Genomic DNA, 24,524 nt, shown 5'->3' on the forward strand with positions numbered 1-24,524 from the left:
TATGGACTGACCTGATCAGCGGGAAGCGCTCCCTTCAGGCCGCGTCAGCCCATTTTTCAGAGATGGTCCTGTACCTGTCGAACAGTTCGGTGAAGTGCGCGTCCATTGTCCGGGTGAACCCCGCTGCAAGGCTGGCGCGTGCGCGCTGGGCGGGGGGATCGGATTGCAGGAACTGCTTCAGCGCTTCGACGAGCGCCGCCGCATTGCCCGCGTCGTATATCGCGCCCTGACCCGGAACGTATTGGTCTCCTGCCCCGCCGTCGTCGGGGATGATCAGTGGCAAACCGCTGGCGCGTGCCTCTGCGGCAACCATGCAGAAGGTTTCTGCTTCGCAGCCATGGATCAGGGCATCGGCGCTCGCCATGATCGTCGCCAGTGTGCGGCGATCACTGATTGGTGCTGCAAGATGGATGTGGGGATTGTTGCCGGCGGCCCGCAAAACGCGTTTTTTGTCGCGGCCATCGCCGAACAGGACCAGCCCGACAGGATGGTCGTAACCAGCGGCCTTCACCGCTTCGATGACCATCGGCCACCGCTTTTCCGAGGCATGTCGCCCAAGGGCGATGAGAAGGGTGGCGCTTTCACCGAGCCCGCAACGTTCAAGCAGCCGTGCTCTGAGTATCGGGTCACGCAGGTCCGGGGAGAATATGCCCGGTTCCACCCCCATCGGATTGGTGATGATCTTGCGTAATCCGCCCGCTTCCAGCCTGTTCGCCAGTTTTTGGCTGGCACAAACCACCTGATCGAACTGATCATCAAGACGGCGTAAATGGCGCCAGAACCGATCGAACCGGCGGTCGATGGTGTCATGCGACAGGAAATTGCCAAACCAGCGATAGGCGTAGGCGGACAGCGGGTCTGCATGCATGATGAGAGAACGGACGGCCTTTCCGGGCCAGCGCGCGACCATCACCGGGCTGGCCCATGGCGAGGATACTTCGATGACATCCGGTTCGAGCCGATCGAGCAGGGCATGCAGCGCACACGCATCGCTGAAATAATGGTAACGGCGATCGAGGGGGAAATGCGGCGCGGCAATCGTTTCGATCTGGCCGCCATTTGCGCGCTGTATGACTGCGTTATCACGGCCCGGAGCGACGATGATGACTTCCTCGACCCCCGGCCGGGCGGCGGCCAGTTTACGCTCCACATATGTTTTAACGCCCCCGCCTGCAGGGGTGTAAAACGCGCAGACATCGACAATCCGCATGGATTATTTCCTCAAAGGTGAGAAAGACACGAGGCCGCTTCGATAATTCATCACGATGCGAACATGCGTGAGGGTGGATCCGGCGCTGATCGCCACCGCAGCGGCTTTCGGCTTGGACATCCCGAGGCGTGGGTTGTTGGAAAAACCGATCCCGTCGACAGACAGGCCGAATTTGCGGTTGGAATCGCGGTCATGCAGCAAACTGACCGCGTAAGTGCCCGGCCCCGGAATCCGGATGCAGAGTTGCACAGGGCCGCGGGCAGGGACCGGAACCTCGACCCGGCGGAATACCTTATGCTCCATGATCAGGATGTTATCGTCCTGAAGGAAGTCCTTGTCGTTCGCCGGATAGACTTCCAGTTTCAACTGTCCTTTGCGATCCTTCAATCCCCCAACTTCGACGAGAAAGGCAGGCCCCGTTTCGTTGGCCCGGCACCGCCCTTCGGCCTTGCCGAGATCGGGAGTGGACTGCAATGCAGCGGCGAAGAACAGCAACGGAATCATGAACGGTGACTTCCGCGCATGAGTTCATAGCCGCCCACGCATATGCCAACGCAGAGATGGGCCGCGAGGATGAGCGAGGCCATCAGGGTCATGGCATCAACGATCTGGGTGTCCTGCCCGACGAAAAAGGCGGCCAGTCCGGCGAAAACCACGTCCTTGTTCGGCAAGAAGGGCAAGCGCGACAGCAACTGGCGCAAGGCGGATAGCAACAGCCACAAGCCCAACGGAACCGCGGGAAGCATGATGTGCCACATCGTCGCTGCCAGCGCGGTTTTGGCCACGATGCGAAATATGTGAATGCCGCTGACCAGCCACAGCTCGCGCGGGGGAAGCGTGAAAAGACGGTTGCCGAACAGCAGCACCACCATCGATGTGACTAGCACGAACACGGTGGACCAGATGAAGGCGTTGGCGCTGAAATGAAGATGCAGTTCACCGAGTAACGGCGCGGCCAGAACCACCAGAATCAACGTGAACAGATTGCCGGTCAGTGCACTGAGGATGGATACGTCCTTGATCGCACCGAAAGGCGCGTTGGTGATCGCAGCGTTGCGTCTGGCCCAGGTGTAGAAATAGACTTCCCCCAGATAGCCCAGCAGAAGCTCGTTACTGACCAGTTTGCCGAGTAAGGCGGGGAAACCTGATGCAGGGAGAGTCCAGATCCGCCGGAAAATGGCAAATTCCGACAATGGTGCCGCGAAATAGTAGGCGAAAAACAGCACCCAGAAGGCGACGCTGGCAGGCACGAGTGTCCACAGCGTCGCAAAATCGACATTGCGAAGCTGATAGATAGCCACCACGAAAATCGCGAACGAGATCAACGGCCCAACGATAAGAGGCCAGTTTTTATTTTTACGTATCAGTGGAACGGGGTCAATCGACGCCCCCATGCCAGAAGTCTGTTCCAACATTCCTGCCGTTTGCGCATTGGCCGCTACGGAATCATTTGGCACGCATACATCCCTCTATTCCGGAACCGGGACCGGGGATGAGACGATATGGCGTCTGACGGACCGCAGTTGGCCTGCAAGAAAAATTCAGGCGAGATGGACCGGCTGTAATTTCGACATGGCGTCGAGGTAGGATCGGGCCGCCTGTTCCAGCGTGAACCTTCTGGCCTGGGCAAGGCTCAGCGCACGGCTTTGCATGCCAGGTCGTGCGGCGGCGATGGCGCGCGCAAAGGCGGCTCCGTCTCCCGTCCTGATCAGGGTGCCCAGCGCGCCATGCTGGAGCAAAGGCGCCATACTGCTGCTGCAGTCGGTGGCGATGATCGGCAGGCCCGCAGCCAGCGCTTCCAGAACGACCCCGGGTACCCCTTCGTAGTCCGAGGAAAGCAGAAAAATGTCGAATTGGGGGAGCAGGACCGCCGGTTCCGAGACATAACCGCGGAAATCGACGGCGTCGTCGATACCGAGGTCCACGGCAAGTTTTTGCAGCTTCGCCCGGTCCGGGCCGTCGCCGAATAGGGTCAGTGTGTCTCCCCAGCGTCCGGCGCTGGCAAAAGCGCGTAGCATCAGTCCCAGGTTTTTCTGCCGGGTCAGCCGCCCGACAAATACGAACCGCCGGCCGGTGAACGGCGCCTCCATTGGGGTTCTGGAAAGGCTTCTGAGCCTGAGAATCAAATCGTCCGTAAGCGCGGGGTTGGGAATCACGCTGATCATGGTGTCAGGGATCGCGAGCAGGCTTCGGATATCATCGGCCATTGGCGCGGCCATCCCCACGACATGATCGAGAAAACGCGCCTGTATCCGCAGCCACAGATGATAGGGCTTGCGGATCCACCACGGTGCATCACGGCGCTCGAGATCGTTGCTCATCTTGGCGAGAATCGCGGGGCATTGGCGCCCCAGGATGATCTTCAGCGCCACGGCCACCACCACATAGGTATTGCCTGCACAAAACAGCACATCGGGTCGAAGCTGGCGTACCACACGCGGCAGTTGCCAGATCATCCACAGTGTTTCCCAGAACGCGACAGAGGCAGGCACGCGGGGCGGTGTTTCAAAGGCCAGACCTTCGCCAGCGTCGTGGCGCATGGCGCCATCGGTTCGGCCAAGGAACAAAGGCGCATCGACGCCTGACGCACGCCATTGCCGCACCAGGCGCAGAGCGATGCGCTCCACACCGCCATGTTCAAAACTGTGCAGAAATGTCAGGACGCGCATGGATGCAGATCGGCGGGAAGGAGGCTGTCGTAGCGCCCGATATTGTGATCGAAGGCCAGTGCGGCAAGCGCACGCTGGATACTTTGCATGATTGCCGGAATGGTCGTGTCGCCGGGGTGAACGGCTAGCCGGGCCAGTCTCGCCTCGCGCAACATCGGGGGCATGACACGGGCGACGAACAGCGAGGACATGATGCGTGCGCGGCTACGGCTGGCCCAGGTCAGCACAGGGCCGCGTCCGATGACTTTCCCGCTTGGGGGATGCCATATGCGCCAATGGTCCTCTGCAAGGGAAAAGCCGTTTTCCGCCAAGGCATTGTTGGTATCTATGCTGTAAAGCCATGCCGGTGCGACAAATCCGGCAACGCTGCGGCCACAAATGTCTTCCAGCAATGCCTTGCCTGCCGCCATTCGGGCACTGGCTTCTGCTATCGTGAGACCGACGAATTCCCCTTCGCGTGCGGTCAGGTGCTGCGCCTTCAGGCGCGTATAGGGGTTGGTGTGCTGGGTATCATCTTTGTGAAACCAGCCATGGACAAAGATTTCTGCGCCAGCGTCCGCCCATTCCCGCAAGCGCGAGGCAAAGGGGGTTTTCGCCGTTATCGGGGCTTCCCCCCAATGATTGGGGACGACAAGCAGCGCAATTTTGTCCGCCGGGGCGACCTGCCCCAGAAGGTCGCGCAGCCGGTCGACCTCGTTGGCAAAGCGTGGGCCGACGTCGTGAATGGACAGAAGCAAGGTGCCATGACGGGTATCCTGATTGAGCTCGACCATTTCGCCTCCTGACTGGTCGGGTGACGGCGGGACATGGAAAAAACCGCAGTCCTGCCCCGCAAATATTTTGATCAGGCATGGCACTGCGGTTGGCGCCGCGCCGCATCGTCGCAGGTGTCATCACTTTGTAACGGGATAGATCTGATATGCCCCATTCCGGAAAGACGTTTGCGGCGCTCTTCCTGTTTGCGTTGCTGGGGACATCAGCATGTCCCGCACCGGCATATGAAACGTTTTCGCCCGCCCCGGTGGCGGTTGACGGCACGCTATCCGTCATGACCTACAATGTGAAAGGGTTGCCGTGGCCGGTGGCCTGGCGGCGATCCGATGCCCTGGACAAGATCGCCACAAGGCTGGGCGCCATGCACCAGCAGGGAATCGCTCCCCATATCGTGTTGTTGCAGGAAGCGTTCGTTCCCGCTGCCAGAGCGATCGGTGCGAAAGCGGGCTATCCTTATGTTGTCTCCGGCCCGGATGCGGATGATACAAATCCATCGCAAATGCCCGGCCCAGCGGCCAGATTTGCCGATCGTGCGCACTGGTGGAAGGGGGAAACGGAAGGGAAATATGTCGGCAGCGGACTGGAGATACTTTCCGATTATCCGGTTGTCGCCGTGCATCGTATGGCGTTTCCGTCCTACGCCTGCGCCGGGTTCGATTGTCTGGCGAACAAGGGGGCCTTGATGGTCACTTTATCGGTGCCTGGCATCTCGCACCCAGTGGATGTCATCACCACCCATCTCAACAGCAGGGGGGCGTCGGGTGTAGGCAGCGCCCGTTCCGATGAAGCATATCAGATGCAGGTGGCCGCGTTATCCAGCTTTGTCAGGAAACGGCATGATCCCACGCACCTGTTGATTGCGGGCGGCGATTTCAACGTGGGCAAGGCCAAAGTGCGGCGCGCGGCCTTGCTGGATGCCGTGGCGCACAAATGGTCGCCCGGTCTTCCGGTGAACGACGCGTTGCATGCCGATCTGGCAGCCGGTGGCCGCCTGCCGGAAGACGCAAGACTATCGTTTCAACGTGCGAAGGACTGGCAATTCTATGGCGGCGGCGAGGTGCCCTTCCGGGTTGCCTCGATCGAGGTTCCCTTCGGGCGGGAGAAAGGGGGCGGCATGCTGTCGGACCATGTCGGTTACACCGCCCGCTACAGGCTGGATGCACCCCGCCTGCCTTCCGTTCGTGGCGGCAATGGCGTTACCACGCCCGGGTGATGGAAAGCGTCATAGTACGTGGCTGGACAGGCGTATATTGTCGGCCGCTCATGATCGAGAAGGGGTTGCCAAACGCGAAACTGTCACCCCTCACATTGAGGGCATTGTCGATGTTCAGGCCGAGCGTGAGATGGTCGCGGGAGAGTGCGGCACTCGTCGTCAGGATGGCGTATCCGCCCATGGAGCGATCGAGGTTTTCGTCGAAAGAGAGGCGTGCGTGGCCCGTGTAACTGGCCTGACCGGCTATGAGGGCGCGCCATGTCCCCATCGTAAAACGATACTGGGCTTCGAAGCGCCCGCTGAGTTTCGGTACGACAGGCAAACGGCGATCATCGAGTTTCGCACCGCCCTGGGTTTTGACCAGCATGGCGTCCAGATAGGTGATGCCACCGCCCAGTTTCAAACCTTCGACGGGTTGCCAGGTGGCTGACAGTTCTACCCCGTGAATGCGGCCCTGGCCGGCATTGCGTGTCGAGACGAGACCGTTCGGCAGCAGGTAATCTGACTGGATATCGTTCCATGTCGTAATGAACGCGCTGGCAGCAAGCTGTAACGTCTTGCTGCGATTCTCATGACGATAGCCAAGGTCGAATGTTCCCAGTTCATCGGACTCGAACCTGCGCGCGGTATCATTGGCCCCCGGCGCCAGTCCGCCGGGACGAAGCGCACGGGCATAGCGCAAGTAGAGCAGATTTCTGTCGGTCGGATGCCAGGCAAGCGATGCACTTGGCGAGAAGCCTGTTTTACGGATCTTCTCCGTCGTGCGGGCGATTGTTTCGGCGGCCTCGTTTTCCTCTTTCGTCTGGAACAGACGGGCCCCACCGGTCAGGCTGAACTGGCGGGACAAGGGTATCTCGAACTCACCAAAAACCGCGATTTCGGTAACTTTCCTGTTCATGCTTTCCGCCACCACGCTATCGGCAAGCGTTGCGATCGCGGCGTGGCTTCTGGTGTTGGCCTCCATGTAGGACAGGCCCGTTATCCAACGGCCATTCCCCGAAGGCGAGACCCGAATTTCGGTGTTCCACAAGGAATAGCGGTTGTCGTCGGTGAAGCGGGAAGGGCCTGAAAGCCCGAAGAGAGGGGAAGCGTTCGAGGAGTCGAGCTTGTAGGATATTTTCTGGGTGACATAGCTGGTCGTCGCCAACAGGTTTACCGATCCCATGCGGCGTTGCACTGTGGCGGCCATGGCTTTGAAATCGCTGTCGCTCGGTTCGGGAATGCGGCCCTCGCGTTTGATGCTCTCGTGGGACGTGTTAACATATTGGCTGTCCGCGACATCGACGTTCTGGAGAATGCCGGATATGTCGATGCTCCATGCGCTATCGGGTTGCCAGCGCAGGGCGAGGCGCCCCCCGAATGTCGCGGCGCTGTTCGCATCGGCGGTGCGTCCGATATTGTCGATCCATCCTGCGCGATGATCGACGTAACCCACCGCACGCAGGGCCAGCGTGTCGTTTACAAGCGGCAGGTTGATGACCGCATCCCCGCCAGCCGTGATCTGGCCATGCTGGACGGCTTGTCCGGTCATGCGCATGTGACCGCTGACGGTGGCCAGATCCGGCTTGTGTGTGACGATGTGATAGATGCCGCCAAGCGCACCCGATCCATAGAGCGGGCCTTGTGGTCCTTTCAGCACTTCCACCTGATCGACATCAACCAGCCGCAAGTCGGGATCGGGCGCATCAAATGTCAGGCGCGTGTTATCGAGCTGGACAGCAACCGTGGATTGACTGGGGCCATCGAAGGGGCTGTCGGCGACGCCGCGAATGAACTGCCGGTTTTGTCCCGGACCGAGATTGGTCAATGCCAGCCCGTCAACCGAACGGGCGATCAGGCGCGTGTCGGCGGCGGCATTGAAGAAGCGGATGTCGTCGAGATCGACCACGGAAATGGACATCGGGACGCGGGCGAGATTCTGCAGCCGCTTCTGGCCGGTCACGACAATTTCCGTGCCGGTCGCGCTCGGAACTGGCTCCACCCGTTTCGAGACATGCACCTGCAGGGTGGGCGCGCGCGCGGCGCGCGGCGTGCTGAAACGGCGAATGCGGTAGGTATGCGGGCCGGTTTTGCGGGCAACCAGCCCAGTGCCCGCAAGCAGGCGATCGAGGGCTTCATTCGCGGTCATTTGCCCGTGAAGAGGCGGGGTCCGCTGTACAGGCAGCAGTCCATCCCAGCCCACGGAAACGCCGGTTATTTCCGAAAAACGAATCAGCGACTGTTCAAGCGGGCCAGCCGGAATATCGAATGCGTAGTTGGCATTTTTTGCTTCTGCAGGCGTTGCAATCAGGATTGCGCTAGCGCTTCCCAGCAGCGCGCAGGCTGTATTGATCGCCGTTCCGCACGTATGTGATTGCCATAAGATCGGCAAGATTAGCCAACATTTGCGGTCCCTTTTCAACAACGAGAACCCCCGAGAACGTGCGCTGCCCCAGTGTTGGGTCGATGGTGATCTTTTCGCCTGAATTACGCGTAATGTCAGCAACTACGACGGAAAGGGGGATATTGGAGTAGATCAGCCTGCCTTGCCGCCAGGTCCCCACATTGCCCGTTGAAACAGCGCCGATGGTGGTGGGGCGGGCCGGTGCGGCGACGAATTGTTGACCGGTGGAAAGCCGGGTTGATGCCGTATCGGGGCTGGTGACACTGATCTGTCCTTCCGCCACCGCTATTGTCAGCGTGTCCGCTACCCGGTTGATTTCGAATTGCGTGCCAATGTCTGAAACGGCGTATTTCCCCGCGCTGATGGACAGGGTGCGTTGCGGGTTGTGCGTGACATTGAAATAGGCCTGACCCCGTTCCAGACGGAGGTCATCCGGATTGCCGCCCTGGGCAATCAGTTGCGTGGATGGGCCAAGATCGATCGCGGTCCCACCCGCCAGCCGCACCAGCCGATGCTCGCCGGTTGACGTCGTGTAGACGACGTCGGCAGGCGATTGCCAAAACAACGGGATCGCGACCATAACGGCTATCGCCGCCGCAATGGAACCGCCGATCCACAGATGGCGACGGGGGGTTGGGGCTAGATGCTGCTGCTCCGTGGCAATGGATTGCTGCAGGGCTTCGGCATGATCGTCATACGTGCGCGTGACAAGCGAGATATCGGCAAATGCTTTTGCGTGAGAGGGAGCCTCTTCCAGCCAGACGGTGAATGCCTCCCAATCGGCATCATCGTGTTCCAGCGCCCGCTGCCATGCGAGTGCCGTTTCGATTAATGCGTTGGTCGGTTCTGATCGCCCCGTCATGGCGATTGGCTTCCTCAAATTGTCATAACCATCTGCTAGACGTCAGCATGGGCGTCCAACCTCAGTCAATCAAGGCGCGCCGCAGATGTTTCATGGCCACCGCCATGTGTTTTTCGACGCCACTTTTGGAAATATGCAAGCGCGCAGCGATTTCCAGATGGCTGAGCCCCTCGATCTTGTGCATTTCGAAGACGCGCCGCGCGCCGTCGGGCAAGGTTTTTAGCGCGCTCACGAGGCGTTCGATTTCTTCCCGTTCCAGAAGGTCGTCTTCGGCATTTTTCTGTTCAACGTCGATTGCCTCCTGCGTTCCCGGATAGTGTAAGGTCCGATCATCAGACCATATACGATCCCGCTGCATCCGCCGTTGTTTCGCGCGGGCGCGGTCTACAACGAGATTTTGGCACATGCGAAACAGATAGGCCCGGGGATTGGCAATCGGTCCCGTCGGCGTGGTTTGCAACCTGATCCAGGTTTCCTGAAGAACATCGAGCGCCTCATCCTGATCACCGGTCCTGGCAATGAGAAAGCGCAGAAGTTGGTGCCGACAAGCATGATACACGGTTTCCAGCCCGCCTGCGGACTGGCTATCGCGTTGTGAGGTATCGTTAACAGTCTCAATGTCAGAGAAGTGTTGTTCGCTCACTGTCGCGCACTTTCTCCTGCCGTACGATCCCGCACTATCTGGCTAGCACATCCGCAATGGGCTTGCCATTGCCCGGACATTAAACATTCGTCATGCGTGGAGTGCGCGATCGCACCCGATTGCGGCGTCGTTTTGTACCGCTCAACAACAAAAACCGGATTGACCGGCATGCCGGCCCCCAAGCCGCTGTAGCCTTCATATGTGACGCTGGCACGAAAACCCGCCAGGGGCTGCCGCGCCGTTGATCGGCTCTTATGACGCGGAGAAGGCCGTTTCTCTGGCTACCCCCGGTTATGGGGTCGCTTCGCATGGGGAAAGAGGCAGGGCCATGGTCATCATGAGAATCGTCAATCGATTTCGCGTGCGCTGTCTTTCCTGTTTGCGCATAAAGGTGTGTGCCGATTTGATAATTTACAAGTATTGTATGTCTTATTAGGTTGTTCGGGGTACGGTATGCTGATCTGTTTCAAGTGATGCATTCGTTGCTTTGGTGTTTTTATTAACGGGGGTGGGTATGGTGAAATTTGGGGTATTCTCAACGGCTCTTGTTGTCTTGACCGTGGCTCTCGCCGGGTGCGGGGAAACGTCGAATACAGAAAGTGGTGGCGCGCAATCATCTGCGAAAAGCGGGGCGGCAGCGGCCGGCTGGAATGCTGCGGATGCCTGTTCCATTCTGGATAAGGCGGCTGTCGGGGCGGCGCTGGGGCAGGATGTCAAAGAGACGCAACTGGGCCTCGTTCATGAAGCAGGCGCGGCCGATGCGGCGACATCCGAATGTAGCTACATTGGGGCGGATGGGTCCACTCTGGTCACCGCGATGACCCGTTGGTCACCGATCAACGACAACAGTCAGGCTTCGTTCGATGGCACGCGCAATGCTGCTGCTTCTGCCTTGAAGGCGTTCAGCGACAAGCAGGTCGAAGACATTCCTGCGCTTGGGAAGGCGGCGTTTATCGTTCCGGGAATCGATGCCTTGACCGTGTTCATCGATGACGCGCGAATGGTCACGGTGACGGTACAGAAGGTGCCCGATGGTGGTTCGGGCAAGGATATCGCGATCGCACTGGCGAAGAAGGCCGGGGCCTGATCTGGGCAAGCCGGACCTGCGGCAAAAGGAGGTGGTATGAGGGGACGGATACTGGATTGGCTTGCGACGGGAGCAGTCGCCCTGCTGGCCGGTGCCATCATGCCGCTGGCGGCAGCGGGCGCGGCGCCCCCCACATCCCCTGCGATTGCGGCTGGGCCGGATGGCCAGGTCGTGTTTACCACGCCTTCGAACAATATTGGCTGCACGTTCACGCCGGCTGGCGGAACCGCTGTCTACACGCCTCGCGATGGTGGCCCCGAACTGGTGTGCGAACGTGTGGCTCCGCGCTATGTCACGGTCATCATTGGGCCCAAAGGCGCGGTGAAGCGGATCGACAACCCGGGAGAGCAGGGCTGCTGTTCGCTGGATCATGTGCTGGCTTACGGACAGACGTGGTCCAGCGGGCCTTTCACCTGCCAGTCACGCCCAACGGGGCTAACCTGCCGCCGCAAGGATGGGCGTGGATTTTCGCTCAGCCGGGCGTCTGTCAAGGTTTTCTGATCCCCGCTCGCGGGGTGGGGTGGCGCCCGCCGGCTGACGAAGACCGTGATGATACCTAGTGTTTCGCGGGTTCTTCCCGTGCAGGCATGTTCTCGCGCAAGGTCATCATATATGCGGCAAGATCCGCGATGTGGTCAGGCTCGATCTCAAAGTTCATGATTTCGGGGAAATTGTGGGAATCACGCAGCCAGGTTCCCAGCGTTTCCGGGGTCAGTCCCGGGGTATTGATCACCGCCGGGAAAGCCGGTGCCGCCGGAACCGGGGAGTATTGGTTGATCGCAACGGCGTGGCAGCTCGCGCAATGGGCCTGGGCGAAGGCCAGCCCACGTGTGGCGGCGTCCGCTGCGGGGACGGCGGTCACGTTCGCATTTTTCACCGCAGGAGAGGACGTCGTACAGGCCCCCAGTGAAAGCATGGCGATGGCAACCAGTGTGCCAAGAGAACGGTGCATAGGCATGATCCCCGCATAAGCGGCCCGGGTGTGCTTAAGCAAGCGGGCCGCCGCGCGATTGTGAAAAAACGCCGCCACCATGATCGGTAACGATTGCGTCACGCGGAGATGGCGATCCGCGTGGTGGCATGCGTTACAGCGTTTGGGTGCGGGCCGTTGGCGTCAGCAGGATAACCGGGATTTGACGGGTGGTTGCGGCCGCATAATCGGCATAAGGCGGGTACAGCTGGACCATGTCAGCCCAGATTTTTGCGCGTTCTGGCCCTTCCGCCACGCGCCACATGCCATTGAAATGGTCCTGCGCCACCTGAAACGCGACATGATCCATCGCTTCCATGTTCAGGAACCATGCCGGATGGTCGGGGGCGCCCCCTTTCGATCCGATGATGACATAATCGTCCCCGGATGTGCCGTAGATCAGCGGAATGATCGAAACCTTGCCCGATTTGCGACCGATCGTCTTGAGGAGCAGGGTGGGTGTCGGGCCGGTCCCGCCCATCGCGCTGAAATCGACAAGATGCCCTTCGCGACCATCGGTTTTCAGATAGGTGCGGATGTGTTCCGCGTACCAGTCGAAATTGTCTTGCGTCGCTTTGATCATCTGCTGTCCCCGTGCGCATTCAAGATGCGAAAGTGCCCCGAATGATGGCACGCTGCAAGAGGAGGCCCCGGGGCAACGCCGCAGGCAGCCATGCAGTGGCGATCAACCGTTAACGTCGTCCGCGATAGGGTTCACAGGCAATCCCGTCATTGTCTCCGTCCATTTCGGGGCGATAGCCGGGTTGTCCGCGATAGATGGGGGCAACCCCAGCAGCGCGTGCCTCGGCACAGTTGCGGAAGAACAGGCCCGATCCGCCAGAGGAGGCGGAGCGTCGACGCGATGATGTGGCCCGGTCCAGAAGCGCGGCGGGTTGCGCGGCGCGAAACTGCTGCGGGTTGGCCGCCCGATATGCGGCGGGTTCTTCGAATGTCGATCCCCAGAGGCCGATCTTCATGGCGCGGCGCACCGCTTGGCTCTCAACATAGTCTTCCGGGGCACCGGGCAGCGCGATCGCCAGCCCCGCATCGATCATCGCCATGCCGAGGTCCATGGCGCCCGCCCGGCACGTTGCGATGGCGCGCCCGTAAACGTCCTGCCCGCTCTGAGCGCAGGTGATGACTTTGCTGGCCACCAGCTTTTCCAGATGTGTGGCGGCCTCTTTCCCGCATGCCCAGACTGCGTCATTCCGGTTGCATGTCTGTTTGTATTCGGGGGCGTCGATCCCTTGAAGCCTGAAGATGGTCCCGGCCATATCCAGCCCGTCCCCGTCGATAACGCGAACAGGGCCAGAGGTGATCTGCGCGAAAGCGCCACAGGGTGCGGCAGCGAGGGCAAGAGCGATCCAGTACTTCATGCTGCAAGACTAGAGCGCCTAGGTAAACGAAGGGTAGCGATGGGATGCCATGCGAACCGGAAAGTCGCCAAATTTTCCTGTAAGGCCAGAAAGATGTTCGCGCAGCGGCCTTTCGGGTATGCTCTATCCTGCGGCATCACCGGGTCATTCCCGGGTGGAGATCGCAACATGGCGATGGTATCGGCCGGGAAGGCAGGCGAGGCTTGGCGATGAAACTGGCTTCACGCAAAAGCGGGCGTGACGGGCGCCTGATCGTGGTGTCCGACGATCTGGCGTGGTGGGCCGATGCCGCCGCAGTCGCGCCGACCATGCAGACGGCGCTCGACAATTGGGTCGCGGTTCGGCCGCAACTGGAAGTGCTGGCAGCCGCTTTGCGCGATGGGGTGGGCACGCGCGAACGGTTTGATCCTGCCGATGTGGCGGCCCCCCTGCCGCGCGCTTATCAGTGGGCCGATGGCAGCGCCTATGTGAACCATGTGGCGCTTGTGCGGCAGGCGCGCGCCGCCGCACTTCCCGATTCCTTCTGGAACGATCCGCTTATCTATCAGGGCGGCAGCGATGGTTTTCTTGGCCCGCACGACCCGATCCCGCTCGCCAATCCCGATTGGGGGTGCGACATGGAAGCGGAAGTCGTCGTCGTGACCGGCGATGTCCCCATGGGGATTGATGCCGGATCGGCGCGTGATCACATCGTGCTTGTCGGCCTGACCAACGATGTCAGCCTGCGCCATCTTATTCCCGATGAATTGGCCAAGGGTTTCGGTTTCTTCCAGTCGAAACCGGCCAGCGCATTTTCACCGGTATTCGTGACGCCCGATACGCTCGGCCCGCTATGGCACGGCGGCAAACTGCATGGCGTGCTCTGCGTGGACTATAACGGCCAGCCGCTTGGCCGGACCGAGGCGGGCGAAGACATGACCTTCGACTTCGGGCAACTGATCGCCCATGCCGCCAAAACCCGCAATCTCGCGGCCGGAACGATCATCGGTTCGGGCACTGTGTCAAACCGTGACAAGGACGGCGGGCCGGGCAGGCCGATTGCGGAGGGGGGGCTGGGCTACAGCTGTCTTGCCGAATTGCGCACAGTCGAAACGATCCGCACCGGCCGCGCGCGTACCCCCTTCATGCAGGCGGGCAATACCGTGCGCATCTGGATGGAAGACCGCATGGGGCAATCGATTTTTGGCGCGATCCAGCAAACCGTCGCCTGACGGGATCATGCGATAACGCGGGCTAGCATGGTGCCCTATCGATAAAGGCAAAATCGTCTGCGGTGGGGCTGTGCCCTCAGTCATTTGAGGGGTGATGGTGCCCAGAAGAGGACTCGAACCTCCACGCCCTTGCGAGCGCCAGCACCTGAAGCTGGTGCGTCTACCAATTCCGCCATCTGGGCACGGTACCGCGTAAACATTGTCGCTACGCAGCGGGTAGGAGCGGGCCGATACGGGGCGGGCAGGCGCTTGTCAACACACGAGCGCTGACCTTTTTTCACTTCCGGCAATTATTCTTCGCAAAGCGGCGCGCCCACGTGATTGACTGGATCATGGCCCGTGTTGGAAGGTGGCGTTCTCCTGATGATGGACGTCATGGGCTGGCTGCCGTGGCGGCGCTTGGCAGGCGAATCCCCATGCTGCCGGGAAATGGCGATGGGTTGCCCTTTCCCGGCGGCGGATGCCGCCCGGAACACGGAACCGAAATCCCGTTGGCCCCGTTCCTCAGGGTGTCGGGTGCAATCGTGCCTGCCATGCGTGCGCGTCCTGCATGGCGAAGGGAATACCCAAATATTTGAAAGGAATGGACATATGCGCCTGATTCGTCGTGTCACGGTAATGGCGGTTGCAGCGGTGGGGCTGGCCAGCTTGTCCGCCTATGCGCAGGACAGTTTCCAGGGCGCCGGACAGAACAGCCAACTGGACTGTGCAGGAAAATCGGCAGAAATTGTGGGCGCGGATAACGATCTGGTCATTACCGGTGCGTGCCAGCGGCTCGAGATTCAGGGCGCCAGCAATCGGATTCGTGTGGATATGGCGAAGAACGGCATCATCGAGGTGACCGGGGCCAGCAATACCATTCACTGGACGACGCCCGATGGCTCCAGGCCTCGGCTGCGGGTCACTGGCGCGGCGAACCGGATATCCGGCAAGGCGCGCTGAACGGCGCACCGTTCCCCCTGATGCGGTCTGGCGGGCAAACGCGCTTGCGGCCGGGGGTGTTTGTCCGGCACCCTGTCGGGTGAACACAGACAGGAGGCAGGGATGCGAGCGGTGGTGGCGATGTGTATCGCGATATTGGGGGGCGCTGCCTTGTTCCCTGCGGCAGGCGCGGCGGGCGAAACCCCCTTGCCGTGTCTCAAGCTGGAGGAGCGGGCGGCGATTGTCGATCTGATGGCACGCTATGCGCAATATGCCGATGCGGGCGCGGGGGATGCCTTCGCCACGATGTTTGTCGCTGAGGGTGCGCTGCATATGCAGGGGAAGGTCGTTCAGGGGCGCGCCGATCTCGCGCAGATGATCAACAGCAAGGTGGATCGCACCTTGCACCTGCCTTCAGCACCTGTTCTTGTGAAAGTCGCCGACGGGCGGGTGCGGGCGCGTTCGCAATTGTTGTATATGCGCGATGCCCGGGGCGCCGATGCGACAGGGCCGGTCACGCAGAGCGGCTTTGCCGTTTACGAAGACACGATCGTCAAGACTGCGGAAGGCTGGAAATTTGTGGAACGGCGGGTAGGGGACGCGGCAACGATTTCGCCCAAATTCCTCACATCCCTGTCCGAAGCAAGCTGCGCGAACAGTCCGTAGGTCCAAAGCAAGATGGCCTGCCCATATCGATCGTTATGATCGCTAGGGACAGGCCAGCCTGTGTATTCAAAAGGTTGATTTGGTTCAGTCGCGCTTGGCTTCTGCCACCGATTCATTGTGTGCGGAGGCTTCGACTTCCGCAGCCTTCTGTCCGACCTTTGCGCCCAGTTCGTCGGTGGCGGCTACGGCCTTGTCTGCGGCGGTCGCTGCAGCCGTTGCGGCATTGTCCACTGCCTCGCCCGTGGCGGCGGCGGCATTTTTAACGTCCTGGCCAGCGGCATCTGCGGTGGCGGCGGCGTTGTCCTTGGTCTGTTCGGAGCATGCAGCCACACCGAGAGCGGCGACAGCAGCAGCGGCAACAAGTGCAAATTTCTTCATGATCAACTATCCCCTACTTCGTGGTTGATTCAGTGGTCGATTCTGTTGCGGGTGCACTGGCACCTGCCGCAGTCTGGTCGTTTTTGTGATTATCGCGATACCGTTTCAGCGCATAACCGCCGACAGCCACGGCCAGAATGCCGAGTGGGCCGAACCGGCGGATCACAGTGGCTGCGCCTGCACCGAGAACGGCGCCAACCGGTCCGTTGACGCCGCTGATATGCTTTGCCGCGCGTTCGCCGACTGCTGCCCCAATGATCTTTCCGAACATCCCGATCTCCAGTTTCGCAGGCATACAGCGCGCAACGGGAGAAAAAGTTCCGGGGAGGGATATTTCGTGATGTGAGGGGGGCCAGCGCGGACCTGACAATGCGGGCCTGAAGGCATCAGCCTTAATCGCTGCGCAATGCCCGGAAATCACGGGCAGGGCGCGGGGGTAGATGTTCAGGGTTTCAGATGTTCAGAACGCTCCACGGCATGCCGACGAGGTCGTTTGCCGCGGCCACATTCGCGTTCTTGAGCACTTTGGCGACATCCTCGCTCAGAATCTGGACCTGCGAGGTGCCGCCATTGGGAAAACGGAGGAGGACCGCCAGAGCGACCTCCCCGTCATGCGTGGCGGTAAAGCCAATAGCTTCGATTTTCGCGGTCATGCCGCGCGCGGTGCTTCCACGAATACGATGTCGGACGGGGTCATGCCGCCGCCGCCGGGCCGGAAGGCGAGAAACAGGTTCCAGCTTTGCAGTTTCTGGATGGCCTGTTCCACGGGTTCTTCCGGGAACAGGCGTTTGGCAAGGCTGTCCCAGGTTTCGCCGGCCAAAGGCTGGGTGAACGCGCGCCGGGGCGGAATGTTGACAGTATTTTGCATGGTTCTGGTTTCTTCCTGTCTCGACGGGGTCAGGCGGCCTGCGGCACGACGGCGCCGGTGCGGTTGTCGGTATAGCCGGTGTCGGCGTGATAGGCGCGCTGGCCATTGACGAACACTTCGCGCACGCCTTCAGCGCGGCGGATGAAGCGGAAACCGGGTGCGGGCAGGTCATCGACGGCGATTTCCGGGCCGCGATCGATAGTTGCCGGATCGAACAGTACCAGATCGGCGGCATAGCCGGGTTTCACCAGACCGCGATCTTTGATCCCCCAGATGCGGGCGACATCATAGGTCAGCTTATGCACCGCCTGTTCGACCGACATTGCGCCGAGTTCGCGGACATAATGGCTGAACAGATAGCCGGTATCGCCATAAGTGGAAAAGTTGGTGACGTGCGCCCCGCCATCGCCCGCGCCAATCCCGATCAGCGGATCGGCGAGGAAGCGGGCGATCTTTTCCGTACGGCTGTGGCCCAGCGCTTCCAGCCCGAACGAGGTCTGCAGATCGTCATCCAGCGCGATGTCGATGATGGCTTCGGCCAGATGGACACCGCGTTCCTGCGCGATATCGCCCACGCGGCGGCCAACCAGATGGCCGGTGTTGGCGCCGGGGCGCTTGATGAAGGCATCGGCGAAATCGATGTCCAGCCCGATGGGCATCATGAAGTTTTCGATTTCGGCCTTCAGCTTTTCGCGATGGTCCGGATCGCGCAGCTTCACCAGTTTTTCCTCGTGGGGCAGCAGCGTGGTTGCCCACCAGGTCGGCAGCGTGGCGAATGTGGACATCGGCGCGGTCAGATCAAACGAAAGGTCGATCGGGCGGGTCTGCATCTGCGGCACAACGCGGGCGCCGAAGGCGGTCTGCAAGCGAATCCGTTCATGCGCGATATCGACCAGATCGGGGGCCGAATTGCTGTCGAACAGGGGCGAGAAGGTGACGGTAATGTCATGCTTGCGCGAAAGATCGGCCATGATGTCGATCCGGGCGCAGAGCAGATCCGGGTCCCAGAATTCGGGCACGATCTGCAGGATGGCCCCATGTTCACCCAGGGTGGCACACAGCGCGTCCAGTTCGCGCGGTTCGGCCAGGCGCGCGGGCACCGGCATATTTTCATGGTCGATATCGACCCACGAACCGCTCATCCCGATTGCGCCATCGCGCAGGCATTCCGCCAGCGCTTCCTGCATCGCGGCAAGTTCCGCATCGGTGGCGGGGCGTTTGCGTGCCTCTTCGCCCATGACCCACAGACGCAGGAGACTGTGGCCGACCAGCGGCGCCACGTTGATGCCCAGTTCACCGCGGATGGTTGCAACATATTCGCCGAAGGTTTCCCAGTTCCAGGTGAGCCCGGCATCGAAGGCGTTCTTGGGCATTTCCTCGATCTTGCGGAACGTCGCGCCGAGGAGTTCGCGGTGTTCGGCGCGCAGGGGGGCGAGGCTGAGTGAACAGTTGCCCGGAACGATCGTGGTGACCCCGTGTTCCAGCGCGGGTTCGGCCAGACCGTCCCAGACCAGCTGCGCATCGTAATGGGTATGCGGATCGATGAACCCCGGCGAAAGCACGAGCCCATCGGCATCAATCGCTTCTGCCGCATCGCCCGAAACATCGCCCACCGCGACAATCTGCCCGTCGCGCACAGCGACCGAGCCGGTGAAGGATGGCCCGCCGGAACCATCGCAGATGCGCGCATTCTTGATGAGCAGATCGAAACGCATAACTCTCTCCCAGAATTGTCGGCCTGATATTTTGGCAGGATATTTTCCGCAAAGGGGCGGGAATCACCCGGAAGCATCCCATTTGCAGTACAAGGTGTAACGTATGATATTCCGATATACTGAACAAGGTGTAATTTAATCTTTGTCGAATGCGCGGCTTGGGCGCTAGAGCGGTGTCTGGCATTCGTATGGAGATCAGCATGGCCTTGTTGGCGCGCGGGGAAAAGCGGGAACGGGACGATGGGCCCGGACAGCGCGCCCGTGGGCGGCCCCGTAATCCCGCCAACGATGCCGCCATTCTCGCCGCGGCGAGCGATATTCTGGCGGCGCAGGGTTTCGACGCCCTGACGTTTGAAGCGGTGGCGCAGGCGGCCGGTGTTTCGCGCGTATCGATCTATCGCCGGTGGCCCAGCAAGGCGCATCTGGTCACCGCGATCGCCACGCGCGGCGATCAGCAATTCCCCGATGTGATCGAGGAAGAAGGGCTGGAGGGCGAAATCCTGGCCGTACTGCGCCAATTGTATGACCGCTACAGCCAGAAGGCGATCGGTGCGGCCTCGATCGGGGCGCTGGTCGCATGGCAGCGCGACCCTGCGTTGCGCGGCGAACTGGAAGCCGGGCTGGAGCGGGACGCCCGCACCGCGTTCCGCCAGACGATCGACAAGGGCAAGGCGCAGGGCATGGTGCGGCACGCGGTGGACAGCGATGCCCTGTTCGATATCGCGGTGGGCGCGATCATCTACGGCAAATTGTTCAGTTCGCTGCCCGCCCGGACGATCGATATCGAACATATTGTCGACATTGTCGTCCGGGGGGCCGAAGTGCGCTGAGGCGCGTTATTTCGCCAGCGTCTGCCCGCTTTCGCCGTTGCGGTCGAGAATGCCGTTGAGCTTCAACAGCGAGATGGCAGGCCCCGCATCATCCACGGTGATCCACGCGAGGTGATCCATCTCGCCCGGGCCATGCTGGTGCGATACCGCCCCGGCGGTGCCCATGGTCAGGTAATCGCGGCCATTGCGGGTTTCCTGTTTGTAGTAATGGTTGTGCCCGGCGATCACGGTATAGCCGCGCGTGCCCAGCGCGGTTTCGATGCGGGTGAATTCGGCGGAATTCAGCGTCCATGCGGGTTTGTGCATAAGCACGAATGTCCAACGTGCGTTCTTGTGCCGCGCCAGCACGTCCAGCGCCCATGCGACCTGCTTTTCGCTGAAGCGCGCGCCTTCCATCGCTTTCATCGCGGGGTCTGATTCGCCGCTGCCCCGGCTGGCGTTCACGCCCGCCAGCACTTCGTGCAATTTGGCTTCCGTGCCTTTGGGGTCGGTCTGCATGGCCTTGGCCAGCGTGTGGAACTGGGCCGCGTAATCGCCCGGCATGTCGACAGGCGGGTCTTCGGTGTCGAGCACGAGGAACAGTGCCCCCTTCCAGGTGAAGGCGTAGTAGGGTTCGCCGCGCTTTTCGCGCCAATAGTCCAGCATCAACTGGTTGCCGATATCGTGATTGCCGGCAACGAAGAAGAACGGTGTTTTGGTCGCGGCGATGGCGGCGTCGATATGCTGCCATTCCCGGGCCAGTTCGCCCGCGTCGGAGGTGTAGCCTTCGATGAGATCGCCGACGTTGATGACGAATTCGGGCCTTAGCCCGTCAGCCTGTTTCACCGCCTGTTCGAACACGCCGGGACGGGCAAGGCCGGTGCGATCGCCAATCACCGCGAAACGGATCGTTTCCGGTTTGGCTTCTGGTGCCTTGGTCCACCCTGCCGCAGCCGTGTCTTTCACGTCGGGTACGAAGGCGGGGTGGGTGCCGCCTGCGGTCGCCGCAGTGGTCAGAAGTGTTGCGGCCAGTATGGCCAGGCGGCGCAGGCGGCGCGCGGTGCAGACTGTGTATTGCATCGTGGTTTCTCTCTCCATTGATGTCCGCTGTGCGGATCTTTGATTGGGTCGGTTATCCCGATATCGGGCCGATGGGTCTCAGCGATGGCGATAGGCGGGAATCGCAAGGCCCCAGTGAATGGCTGCGCCGCGCAGGGCAAAGCCAGCGGCGGCAGATAGGCCCCAGACCAGCCAGTTGGTTCCATCCAGAACTGTGCCGACTGCGCAGAGAATGGCGGACAACGCGGCGGCGGTGACATAGAGTTCCGGCCGCATCACGATCGAGGGGCGCCCGGCCAGAATATCGCGGATGATGCCCCCCACGCAGCCGGTGATGACCCCCATCAGGGCCGCAGTCACAGGGGCCACGCCATATTCGAGCGCCTTGGCCGTACCCAGCACGGCATAGGCCGCCAGCCCCGCGGCATCAGCCCATTCGAGCAAGGCCCCGTCCCACAGGCGGTGCGGGGTGAACCAGACCAGTATGGCAATGCCCATGCAGACCGGCGCCACCCACGGGTCGTGAATCCAGAACACCGGGGCGCCGATCAGCAGGTCGCGCACCGATCCGCCGCCAACGCCGGTCACCAATGCAAAGAACGCCATGGTGACGAATGTCTGCTGCAGCCGCGCGGCAAGCACCGCACCGCACAGCGCGAAGATTGCGATGCCTACAAGATCCATGATGCCGAGCAGGGCAGGCAATTCCGTAACGGGCATGGTGGCGGCTACTCATTTGTTCCGGTGGTGCGTTCGATGCCTCGATAGGACGCATTGTCCGATGCGCCAAGAAAACGATAACCCGGTCGCATTCTTTGCGCGTCTGAGTATCTCGTAACGCGCGCAATTGATGCAGTTTGGCATCGGTCGGGCATGGCGTTGCCTTAATGCGGATTTGCATCTTGCGAATCTGGAAATCGGCGGTAACAATACGTGCCATAAAGTAATAAAATAGCGAGGGAGGTGGCTTTGCGTGTAAGCCGTTGGATGGGGGCAATCAGGCGTTGCCGATATTCCCGTTGATCCGGCGGACGGATAATCCCGATAATCTTGTCAGTGCGCGCCATGGTGGACGTAGTGAAATATTCGGCAGGTCCGGTTCTTTGCATGGCTGAAGTCATCCCTTTGCAAGGGCGTTTTTCGGCGATTTCTGTCGCCTGTTTCCGGATGTGACCTGAATAATCAGGCGGTCTGGAAATTATGATTCAGTGATTTGATGCATTACTTACGTAATAAAAATGACGAAGTAAAAACCACTGTAAAAAGGAGAGGTTGGGAGGATGAAAAAGAACAATCTGCTGGTGCAATCCGCAGCGGTTGCGATTGTGGCATGTGTCGCAATGCCAGGTCTGGCAGCAGCCCAGGCAACAGAAGAACAGGGCGCGCGATCCGGCGGTCTCGGCGAAATCGTGGTGACGGCGCAGCGGCGTGCGGAAAACATCCAGGATGTGCCTGTTGCCGTTACCGCGCTGGACAGCAACACACTGGACAACATGCGCGTCAAGGACGTGCAGAACCTTTCGGGGCTTGCGCCGAACCTGCAGATTTCATCGCAGGGCATCCAGTCGATCCCGACCATCTCCATGCGCGGGATCAACTCGGGTACGTCCGATAACGCGGTAGACCCCAAGATCGGCGTCTATCTCGATGGTGTGTACATCGGCCGTTCGGTGGGCGCGATTTTCGATCTTGCCGATATCCAGCAGGTCGAAGTCCTGCGCGGTCCGCAGGGCACCCTGTTCGGACGCAATGCCACGGGCGGCGCGATCAGCCTCGTCACGGCCAAACCCACGGGTGAATTCGGCGTCAAGGCAATGGCGTCCTACGGCAATCAGGATTCCCTGCGTCTGCGCACAACGGTGAACCTGCCCGCCATGGGCCCGCTATCGATGAAGTTCTCCTACCTGCACGATGAATCGCACGGCTGGATGAAGAATATCCTCGGCGGCCAGAAGATGAATTACAGCCTCCGCATCCCGAGCTTCGGGACGCTGACTTATGCGGATCGTCTGGGCGCGCGCAATGTCGATGCATTCCAGTTGGCTGCACATCTCGATCTGGGCAGTGTGACGGCGGATTACCGCTTCGATTATACCGACAGCAAGACGGTGGGTGCGCCGGTGCAGGTGCTGGGCCACACCGGGGCGCTCGCCGGTATGACTGCGGGTATTTTTGCCCTGCAGCCATACTTTGGTGGGACGACCAATCTTGTGGGGAGCCATCCGCTGAAAACGGTGGCCAACTCGACATCGGTGCAGCCGCTGACCGTGCAGGGGCACAACCTGACACTGGCTTGGGAAGCGAGCGACAATCTCACGTTCAAGAGCATTTCCGGCTATCGCAAGTTCAAGCAGAAGCCCAACGCCTTCGACCTTGCCGGTACGGGTGGCCTGCGCTTCACGCCATTGCAACTCGGTACCTTGTTGAGCCAGACGCTGACCACGCCCGAAAAGATGGCGATTATTCTCAATCCCGCCAACGCGCCAGGCCCGAACGATCGGCTTTACACCCTGCTGACGGCCCGTAGCACCTCGCAGAAGCAGTTCACGCAGGAATTGCAGGGCATCTATACCAGCAGCGTGTTCGACATGACGTTCGGGGCATTCTATTTCCGTGAACGGTCACCAGCCATGAACGTGCTTGGGGTGATGCAGCCGACAGTGAATGGCATGGTCGTTCCGACACCGTTTGACTCGGTGTTCGGCAGCGGGATCAACGTCAATATCGCCACGAACAAGTCCTACGCTGCCTATGCGCAGGGCACGTTCCACGTTACCGACAAATTCGACATCGCGCTTGGTGGCCGTTTCACCAAGGACAAGCGCAAGATGGAACTGATTGCGACCGGCGCGCCTGGGCTGGGCAGCGGGGGCATCCTGCCGCCGGGCACCTATCGCAAGACGTTCAACGAATTCACTTATACCGCAATCGCGACCTATCGTCCGACCAGTGATATCACCGGTTATGCGAAGATTTCGACCGGTTATGTGGCCGGCGGTATCCTGAGCGCCATCCCCTACGATCCGGAAAAGCTGACGTCTTACGAACTCGGTCTGAAAACCGAATTGTTCGACCGGCGTTTGCGTGCCAACCTGTCCGCCTATCTGATGGACTACAAGGACATGCAGATCCAGACGTTCCAGGATGGCGTGCAACGTTTCGAAAACGCGGGCAAGGCGCGGATTTGGGGTTGGGAAGCGGAATTCACCGCCGTTCCAACCGATGGTCTGACGCTGGAAGCGAACTTCGGCTACACCAACTTCAAGTACAAGGAATACTTCTCGGCTGCTGCTGGCGGCGGCGTGGAAAACGTTGCCGATCTGGCGCAGCCGACCTATTCGCCGAAATGGAACATGCGTCTCTCGGGTCAGTACAATTTCCCCGAGTTTTCATCGGGCGGTCATGCCATGGCGCGGCTCGATGCGCGCTATCGTTCTACGGTGGCGCTGGGTACGTTCCCGCCTGACGGTGCAGACCTTGCGGCACGCGCCGTTTCCAAGGCGCACTGGATTGTTGATGGGCGTATCGGTCTGGTCGATATGCCGGTGTTCGGTTCGAAAGTCGGCGTATCCCTGTGGGGCCAGAACCTGTTCGACAAGGACGATGTGGGCCTGTTCGGTCCGACGGCGATCGTGCAGACGATCCAGTACATCAATGGCCGGACTTATGGTCTGGAAGTCAATTTCGCTTTCTGACCAACGCAGGATAGC

The 24,524-nt window shown here is 60.6% G+C and carries 26 protein-coding genes and 1 tRNA gene; 8 read left to right on the forward strand and 19 right to left on the reverse strand.

What is annotated here, in order from left to right:
• Window positions 1-34: 34 nt before the first annotated feature.
• The 5 genes from EGO55_RS12225 to EGO55_RS12245 all read right to left on the reverse strand — a co-directional run bounded on the left by EGO55_RS12225 (window position 35) and on the right by EGO55_RS12245 (window position 4,652).
• A complete protein-coding gene (locus EGO55_RS12225) occupies window positions 35-1,210 on the reverse strand; it encodes a glycosyltransferase (protein ID WP_021690183.1) in 1,176 nt (391 codons plus the stop codon).
• A 3-nt stretch (window positions 1,211-1,213) separates the two neighbouring features.
• Window positions 1,214-1,714 (reverse strand): DUF2141 domain-containing protein, encoded by a 501-nt coding sequence (locus EGO55_RS12230; RefSeq protein ID WP_021690184.1) that lies wholly within the window; start codon window positions 1,712-1,714, stop codon window positions 1,214-1,216.
• Window positions 1,711-2,514 (reverse strand): hypothetical protein, encoded by an 804-nt coding sequence (locus EGO55_RS12235; protein ID WP_124916783.1) that lies wholly within the window; start codon window positions 2,512-2,514, stop codon window positions 1,711-1,713. Before EGO55_RS12235 ends, EGO55_RS12230 begins: the two co-directional genes overlap by 4 nt.
• A 237-nt stretch (window positions 2,515-2,751) precedes the next feature.
• Entirely contained in the window at window positions 2,752-3,879 is a 1,128-nt protein-coding gene (locus tag EGO55_RS12240) for a glycosyltransferase (protein WP_021690186.1), read from the reverse strand.
• Window positions 3,867-4,652 carry a DUF2334 domain-containing protein gene (locus EGO55_RS12245; protein WP_021690187.1) on the reverse strand — a complete coding sequence of 262 codons (786 nt, stop codon included), beginning with the start codon at window positions 4,650-4,652 and terminating at the stop codon, window positions 3,867-3,869. The genes EGO55_RS12240 and EGO55_RS12245 overlap by 13 nt, the downstream gene beginning before the upstream one ends.
• Before the next feature lie 146 nt (window positions 4,653-4,798).
• Between EGO55_RS12245 and EGO55_RS12250 the strand changes: the two genes are divergently transcribed.
• The gene (locus tag EGO55_RS12250) at window positions 4,799-5,866 is read left to right on the forward strand and encodes an endonuclease/exonuclease/phosphatase family protein (protein WP_021690188.1); all 1,068 of its coding nucleotides are present in this window, start codon (window positions 4,799-4,801) and stop codon (window positions 5,864-5,866) included.
• Here the strand turns inward: EGO55_RS12250 and EGO55_RS12255 are convergent.
• From EGO55_RS12255 to EGO55_RS12265, 3 genes are all read right to left on the reverse strand, one after another.
• On the reverse strand, window positions 5,850-8,048 hold the full coding sequence (locus tag EGO55_RS12255) for a TonB-dependent receptor (protein ID WP_021690189.1): 2,199 nt from the start codon (window positions 8,046-8,048) through the stop codon (window positions 5,850-5,852). The genes EGO55_RS12250 and EGO55_RS12255 overlap by 17 nt on opposite strands.
• 115 nt (window positions 8,049-8,163) lie before the next feature.
• Window positions 8,164-9,111 (reverse strand): FecR family protein, encoded by a 948-nt coding sequence (locus tag EGO55_RS12260; protein WP_021690190.1) that lies wholly within the window; start codon window positions 9,109-9,111, stop codon window positions 8,164-8,166.
• Between the two features lie 61 nt (window positions 9,112-9,172).
• Window positions 9,173-9,754 carry an RNA polymerase sigma factor gene (locus EGO55_RS12265; RefSeq protein ID WP_021690191.1) on the reverse strand — a complete coding sequence of 194 codons (582 nt, stop codon included), beginning with the start codon at window positions 9,752-9,754 and terminating at the stop codon, window positions 9,173-9,175.
• Between the two features lie 553 nt (window positions 9,755-10,307).
• Here EGO55_RS12265 and EGO55_RS12270 point away from each other — a divergent pair.
• Window positions 10,308-10,841, forward strand: a complete 534-nt coding sequence (locus EGO55_RS12270; protein WP_040715653.1) for a hypothetical protein — start codon at window positions 10,308-10,310, stop codon at window positions 10,839-10,841.
• 36 nt (window positions 10,842-10,877) lie between these two features.
• Window positions 10,878-11,342 (forward strand): DUF6636 domain-containing protein, encoded by a 465-nt coding sequence (locus EGO55_RS12275; protein ID WP_021690193.1) that lies wholly within the window; start codon window positions 10,878-10,880, stop codon window positions 11,340-11,342.
• Between the two features lie 55 nt (window positions 11,343-11,397).
• Here EGO55_RS12275 and EGO55_RS12280 read toward each other — a convergent pair whose 3' ends face one another.
• The 3 genes from EGO55_RS12280 to EGO55_RS12290 all read right to left on the reverse strand — a co-directional run bounded on the left by EGO55_RS12280 (window position 11,398) and on the right by EGO55_RS12290 (window position 13,187).
• The gene (locus EGO55_RS12280; RefSeq protein ID WP_084620074.1) at window positions 11,398-11,793 is read right to left on the reverse strand and encodes a c-type cytochrome; all 396 of its coding nucleotides are present in this window, start codon (window positions 11,791-11,793) and stop codon (window positions 11,398-11,400) included.
• A gap of 133 nt (window positions 11,794-11,926) precedes the next feature.
• Window positions 11,927-12,394, reverse strand: a complete 468-nt coding sequence (locus tag EGO55_RS12285; protein WP_021690195.1) for a nitroreductase family deazaflavin-dependent oxidoreductase — start codon at window positions 12,392-12,394, stop codon at window positions 11,927-11,929.
• Between the two features lie 109 nt (window positions 12,395-12,503).
• On the reverse strand, window positions 12,504-13,187 hold the full coding sequence (locus EGO55_RS12290; protein ID WP_021690196.1) for a thermonuclease family protein: 684 nt from the start codon (window positions 13,185-13,187) through the stop codon (window positions 12,504-12,506).
• A gap of 209 nt (window positions 13,188-13,396) precedes the next feature.
• Here EGO55_RS12290 and EGO55_RS12295 point away from each other — a divergent pair, with 209 nt between their 5' ends.
• Window positions 13,397-14,398: a fumarylacetoacetate hydrolase family protein gene (locus EGO55_RS12295; protein ID WP_021690197.1), complete on the forward strand. Its 1,002-nt coding sequence runs from the start codon at window positions 13,397-13,399 to the stop codon at window positions 14,396-14,398.
• Window positions 14,399-14,493: 95 nt separating this feature from the next.
• Here the strand turns inward: EGO55_RS12295 and EGO55_RS12300 are convergent.
• Window positions 14,494-14,580 (reverse strand) — tRNA-Leu (locus tag EGO55_RS12300).
• Between the two features lie 409 nt (window positions 14,581-14,989).
• On the opposite strand from EGO55_RS12300, the gene EGO55_RS20585 reads away from it, so the two are divergent.
• Window positions 14,990-15,340, forward strand: a complete 351-nt coding sequence (locus EGO55_RS20585) for a DUF3060 domain-containing protein (RefSeq protein ID WP_021690198.1) — start codon at window positions 14,990-14,992, stop codon at window positions 15,338-15,340.
• Window positions 15,341-15,442: 102 nt separating this feature from the next.
• A complete protein-coding gene (locus EGO55_RS12310; RefSeq protein ID WP_021690199.1) occupies window positions 15,443-15,985 on the forward strand; it encodes a nuclear transport factor 2 family protein in 543 nt (180 codons plus the stop codon).
• An 84-nt stretch (window positions 15,986-16,069) separates the two neighbouring features.
• Here the strand turns inward: EGO55_RS12310 and EGO55_RS20590 are convergent, their stop codons facing one another.
• The 5 genes from EGO55_RS20590 to EGO55_RS12335 all read right to left on the reverse strand — a co-directional run bounded on the left by EGO55_RS20590 (window position 16,070) and on the right by EGO55_RS12335 (window position 18,946).
• Window positions 16,070-16,363 (reverse strand): hypothetical protein, encoded by a 294-nt coding sequence (locus tag EGO55_RS20590; RefSeq protein ID WP_021690200.1) that lies wholly within the window; start codon window positions 16,361-16,363, stop codon window positions 16,070-16,072.
• Between the two features lie 13 nt (window positions 16,364-16,376).
• Window positions 16,377-16,634 (reverse strand): hypothetical protein, encoded by a 258-nt coding sequence (locus EGO55_RS12320; protein ID WP_021690201.1) that lies wholly within the window; start codon window positions 16,632-16,634, stop codon window positions 16,377-16,379.
• Window positions 16,635-16,815: 181 nt separating this feature from the next.
• Window positions 16,816-17,016 (reverse strand): hypothetical protein, encoded by a 201-nt coding sequence (locus EGO55_RS12325; RefSeq protein ID WP_021690202.1) that lies wholly within the window; start codon window positions 17,014-17,016, stop codon window positions 16,816-16,818.
• Window positions 17,013-17,231: a hypothetical protein gene (locus tag EGO55_RS12330; RefSeq protein ID WP_021690203.1), complete on the reverse strand. Its 219-nt coding sequence runs from the start codon at window positions 17,229-17,231 to the stop codon at window positions 17,013-17,015. Before EGO55_RS12330 ends, EGO55_RS12325 begins: the two co-directional genes overlap by 4 nt.
• 29 nt (window positions 17,232-17,260) lie before the next feature.
• On the reverse strand, window positions 17,261-18,946 hold the full coding sequence (locus EGO55_RS12335; RefSeq protein ID WP_021690204.1) for an N-acyl-D-amino-acid deacylase family protein: 1,686 nt from the start codon (window positions 18,944-18,946) through the stop codon (window positions 17,261-17,263).
• A gap of 200 nt (window positions 18,947-19,146) precedes the next feature.
• Between EGO55_RS12335 and EGO55_RS12340 the strand changes: the two genes are divergently transcribed.
• On the forward strand, window positions 19,147-19,776 hold the full coding sequence (locus tag EGO55_RS12340; protein WP_021690205.1) for a TetR/AcrR family transcriptional regulator: 630 nt from the start codon (window positions 19,147-19,149) through the stop codon (window positions 19,774-19,776).
• A gap of 6 nt (window positions 19,777-19,782) precedes the next feature.
• Here the strand turns inward: EGO55_RS12340 and EGO55_RS12345 are convergent, their stop codons facing one another.
• Both EGO55_RS12345 and EGO55_RS12350 read right to left on the reverse strand, forming a co-directional pair.
• Window positions 19,783-20,835: a metallophosphoesterase family protein gene (locus EGO55_RS12345; protein ID WP_021690206.1), complete on the reverse strand. Its 1,053-nt coding sequence runs from the start codon at window positions 20,833-20,835 to the stop codon at window positions 19,783-19,785.
• A 78-nt stretch (window positions 20,836-20,913) separates the two neighbouring features.
• Window positions 20,914-21,534, reverse strand: a complete 621-nt coding sequence (locus tag EGO55_RS12350; protein WP_021690207.1) for a trimeric intracellular cation channel family protein — start codon at window positions 21,532-21,534, stop codon at window positions 20,914-20,916.
• 560 nt (window positions 21,535-22,094) lie between these two features.
• Here EGO55_RS12350 and EGO55_RS12355 point away from each other — a divergent pair.
• Complete coding sequence (locus EGO55_RS12355) at window positions 22,095-24,509, forward strand: TonB-dependent receptor (protein WP_021690208.1); 2,415 nt, start codon at window positions 22,095-22,097, stop codon at window positions 24,507-24,509.
• Window positions 24,510-24,524 lie beyond the last annotated feature (15 nt).

Origin of the sequence: Caenibius tardaugens NBRC 16725, from assembly GCF_003860345.1 — a bacterium.
In the GTDB taxonomy this organism is placed as follows: Bacteria; Pseudomonadota; Alphaproteobacteria; order Sphingomonadales; family Sphingomonadaceae; genus Caenibius; species Caenibius tardaugens.

What these genes read in the sequence shown, in the direction of transcription:
- EGO55_RS12225 (WP_021690183.1), bottom strand. Translation starts at nt 1,210, where the DNA reads ATGCGGATTGTCGATGTCTGCGCGTTTTACACCCCTGCAGGCGGGGGC.
- EGO55_RS12230 (WP_021690184.1), bottom strand. Translation starts at nt 1,714, where the DNA reads ATGATTCCGTTGCTGTTCTTCGCCGCTGCATTGCAGTCCACTCCCGAT.
- EGO55_RS12240 (WP_021690186.1), bottom strand. Translation starts at nt 3,879, where the DNA reads ATGCGCGTCCTGACATTTCTGCACAGTTTTGAACATGGCGGTGTGGAG.
- EGO55_RS12245 (WP_021690187.1), bottom strand. Translation starts at nt 4,652, where the DNA reads ATGGTCGAGCTCAATCAGGATACCCGTCATGGCACCTTGCTTCTGTCC.
- EGO55_RS12250 (WP_021690188.1), top strand. Translation starts at nt 4,799, where the DNA reads ATGCCCCATTCCGGAAAGACGTTTGCGGCGCTCTTCCTGTTTGCGTTG.
- EGO55_RS12260 (WP_021690190.1), bottom strand. Translation starts at nt 9,111, where the DNA reads ATGACGGGGCGATCAGAACCGACCAACGCATTAATCGAAACGGCACTC.
- EGO55_RS12275 (WP_021690193.1), top strand. Translation starts at nt 10,878, where the DNA reads ATGAGGGGACGGATACTGGATTGGCTTGCGACGGGAGCAGTCGCCCTG.
- EGO55_RS12280 (WP_084620074.1), bottom strand. Translation starts at nt 11,793, where the DNA reads ATGCACCGTTCTCTTGGCACACTGGTTGCCATCGCCATGCTTTCACTG.
- EGO55_RS12285 (WP_021690195.1), bottom strand. Translation starts at nt 12,394, where the DNA reads ATGATCAAAGCGACGCAAGACAATTTCGACTGGTACGCGGAACACATC.
- EGO55_RS12290 (WP_021690196.1), bottom strand. Translation starts at nt 13,187, where the DNA reads ATGAAGTACTGGATCGCTCTTGCCCTCGCTGCCGCACCCTGTGGCGCT.
- EGO55_RS12295 (WP_021690197.1), top strand. Translation starts at nt 13,397, where the DNA reads ATGAAACTGGCTTCACGCAAAAGCGGGCGTGACGGGCGCCTGATCGTG.
- EGO55_RS20585 (WP_021690198.1), top strand. Translation starts at nt 14,990, where the DNA reads ATGCGCCTGATTCGTCGTGTCACGGTAATGGCGGTTGCAGCGGTGGGG.
- EGO55_RS12310 (WP_021690199.1), top strand. Translation starts at nt 15,443, where the DNA reads ATGCGAGCGGTGGTGGCGATGTGTATCGCGATATTGGGGGGCGCTGCC.
- EGO55_RS20590 (WP_021690200.1), bottom strand. Translation starts at nt 16,363, where the DNA reads ATGAAGAAATTTGCACTTGTTGCCGCTGCTGCTGTCGCCGCTCTCGGT.
- EGO55_RS12320 (WP_021690201.1), bottom strand. Translation starts at nt 16,634, where the DNA reads ATGTTCGGAAAGATCATTGGGGCAGCAGTCGGCGAACGCGCGGCAAAG.
- EGO55_RS12325 (WP_021690202.1), bottom strand. Translation starts at nt 17,016, where the DNA reads ATGACCGCGAAAATCGAAGCTATTGGCTTTACCGCCACGCATGACGGG.
- EGO55_RS12330 (WP_021690203.1), bottom strand. Translation starts at nt 17,231, where the DNA reads ATGCAAAATACTGTCAACATTCCGCCCCGGCGCGCGTTCACCCAGCCT.
- EGO55_RS12335 (WP_021690204.1), bottom strand. Translation starts at nt 18,946, where the DNA reads ATGCGTTTCGATCTGCTCATCAAGAATGCGCGCATCTGCGATGGTTCC.
- EGO55_RS12340 (WP_021690205.1), top strand. Translation starts at nt 19,147, where the DNA reads ATGGCCTTGTTGGCGCGCGGGGAAAAGCGGGAACGGGACGATGGGCCC.
- EGO55_RS12345 (WP_021690206.1), bottom strand. Translation starts at nt 20,835, where the DNA reads ATGCAATACACAGTCTGCACCGCGCGCCGCCTGCGCCGCCTGGCCATA.
- EGO55_RS12350 (WP_021690207.1), bottom strand. Translation starts at nt 21,534, where the DNA reads ATGCCCGTTACGGAATTGCCTGCCCTGCTCGGCATCATGGATCTTGTA.
- EGO55_RS12355 (WP_021690208.1), top strand. Translation starts at nt 22,095, where the DNA reads ATGAAAAAGAACAATCTGCTGGTGCAATCCGCAGCGGTTGCGATTGTG.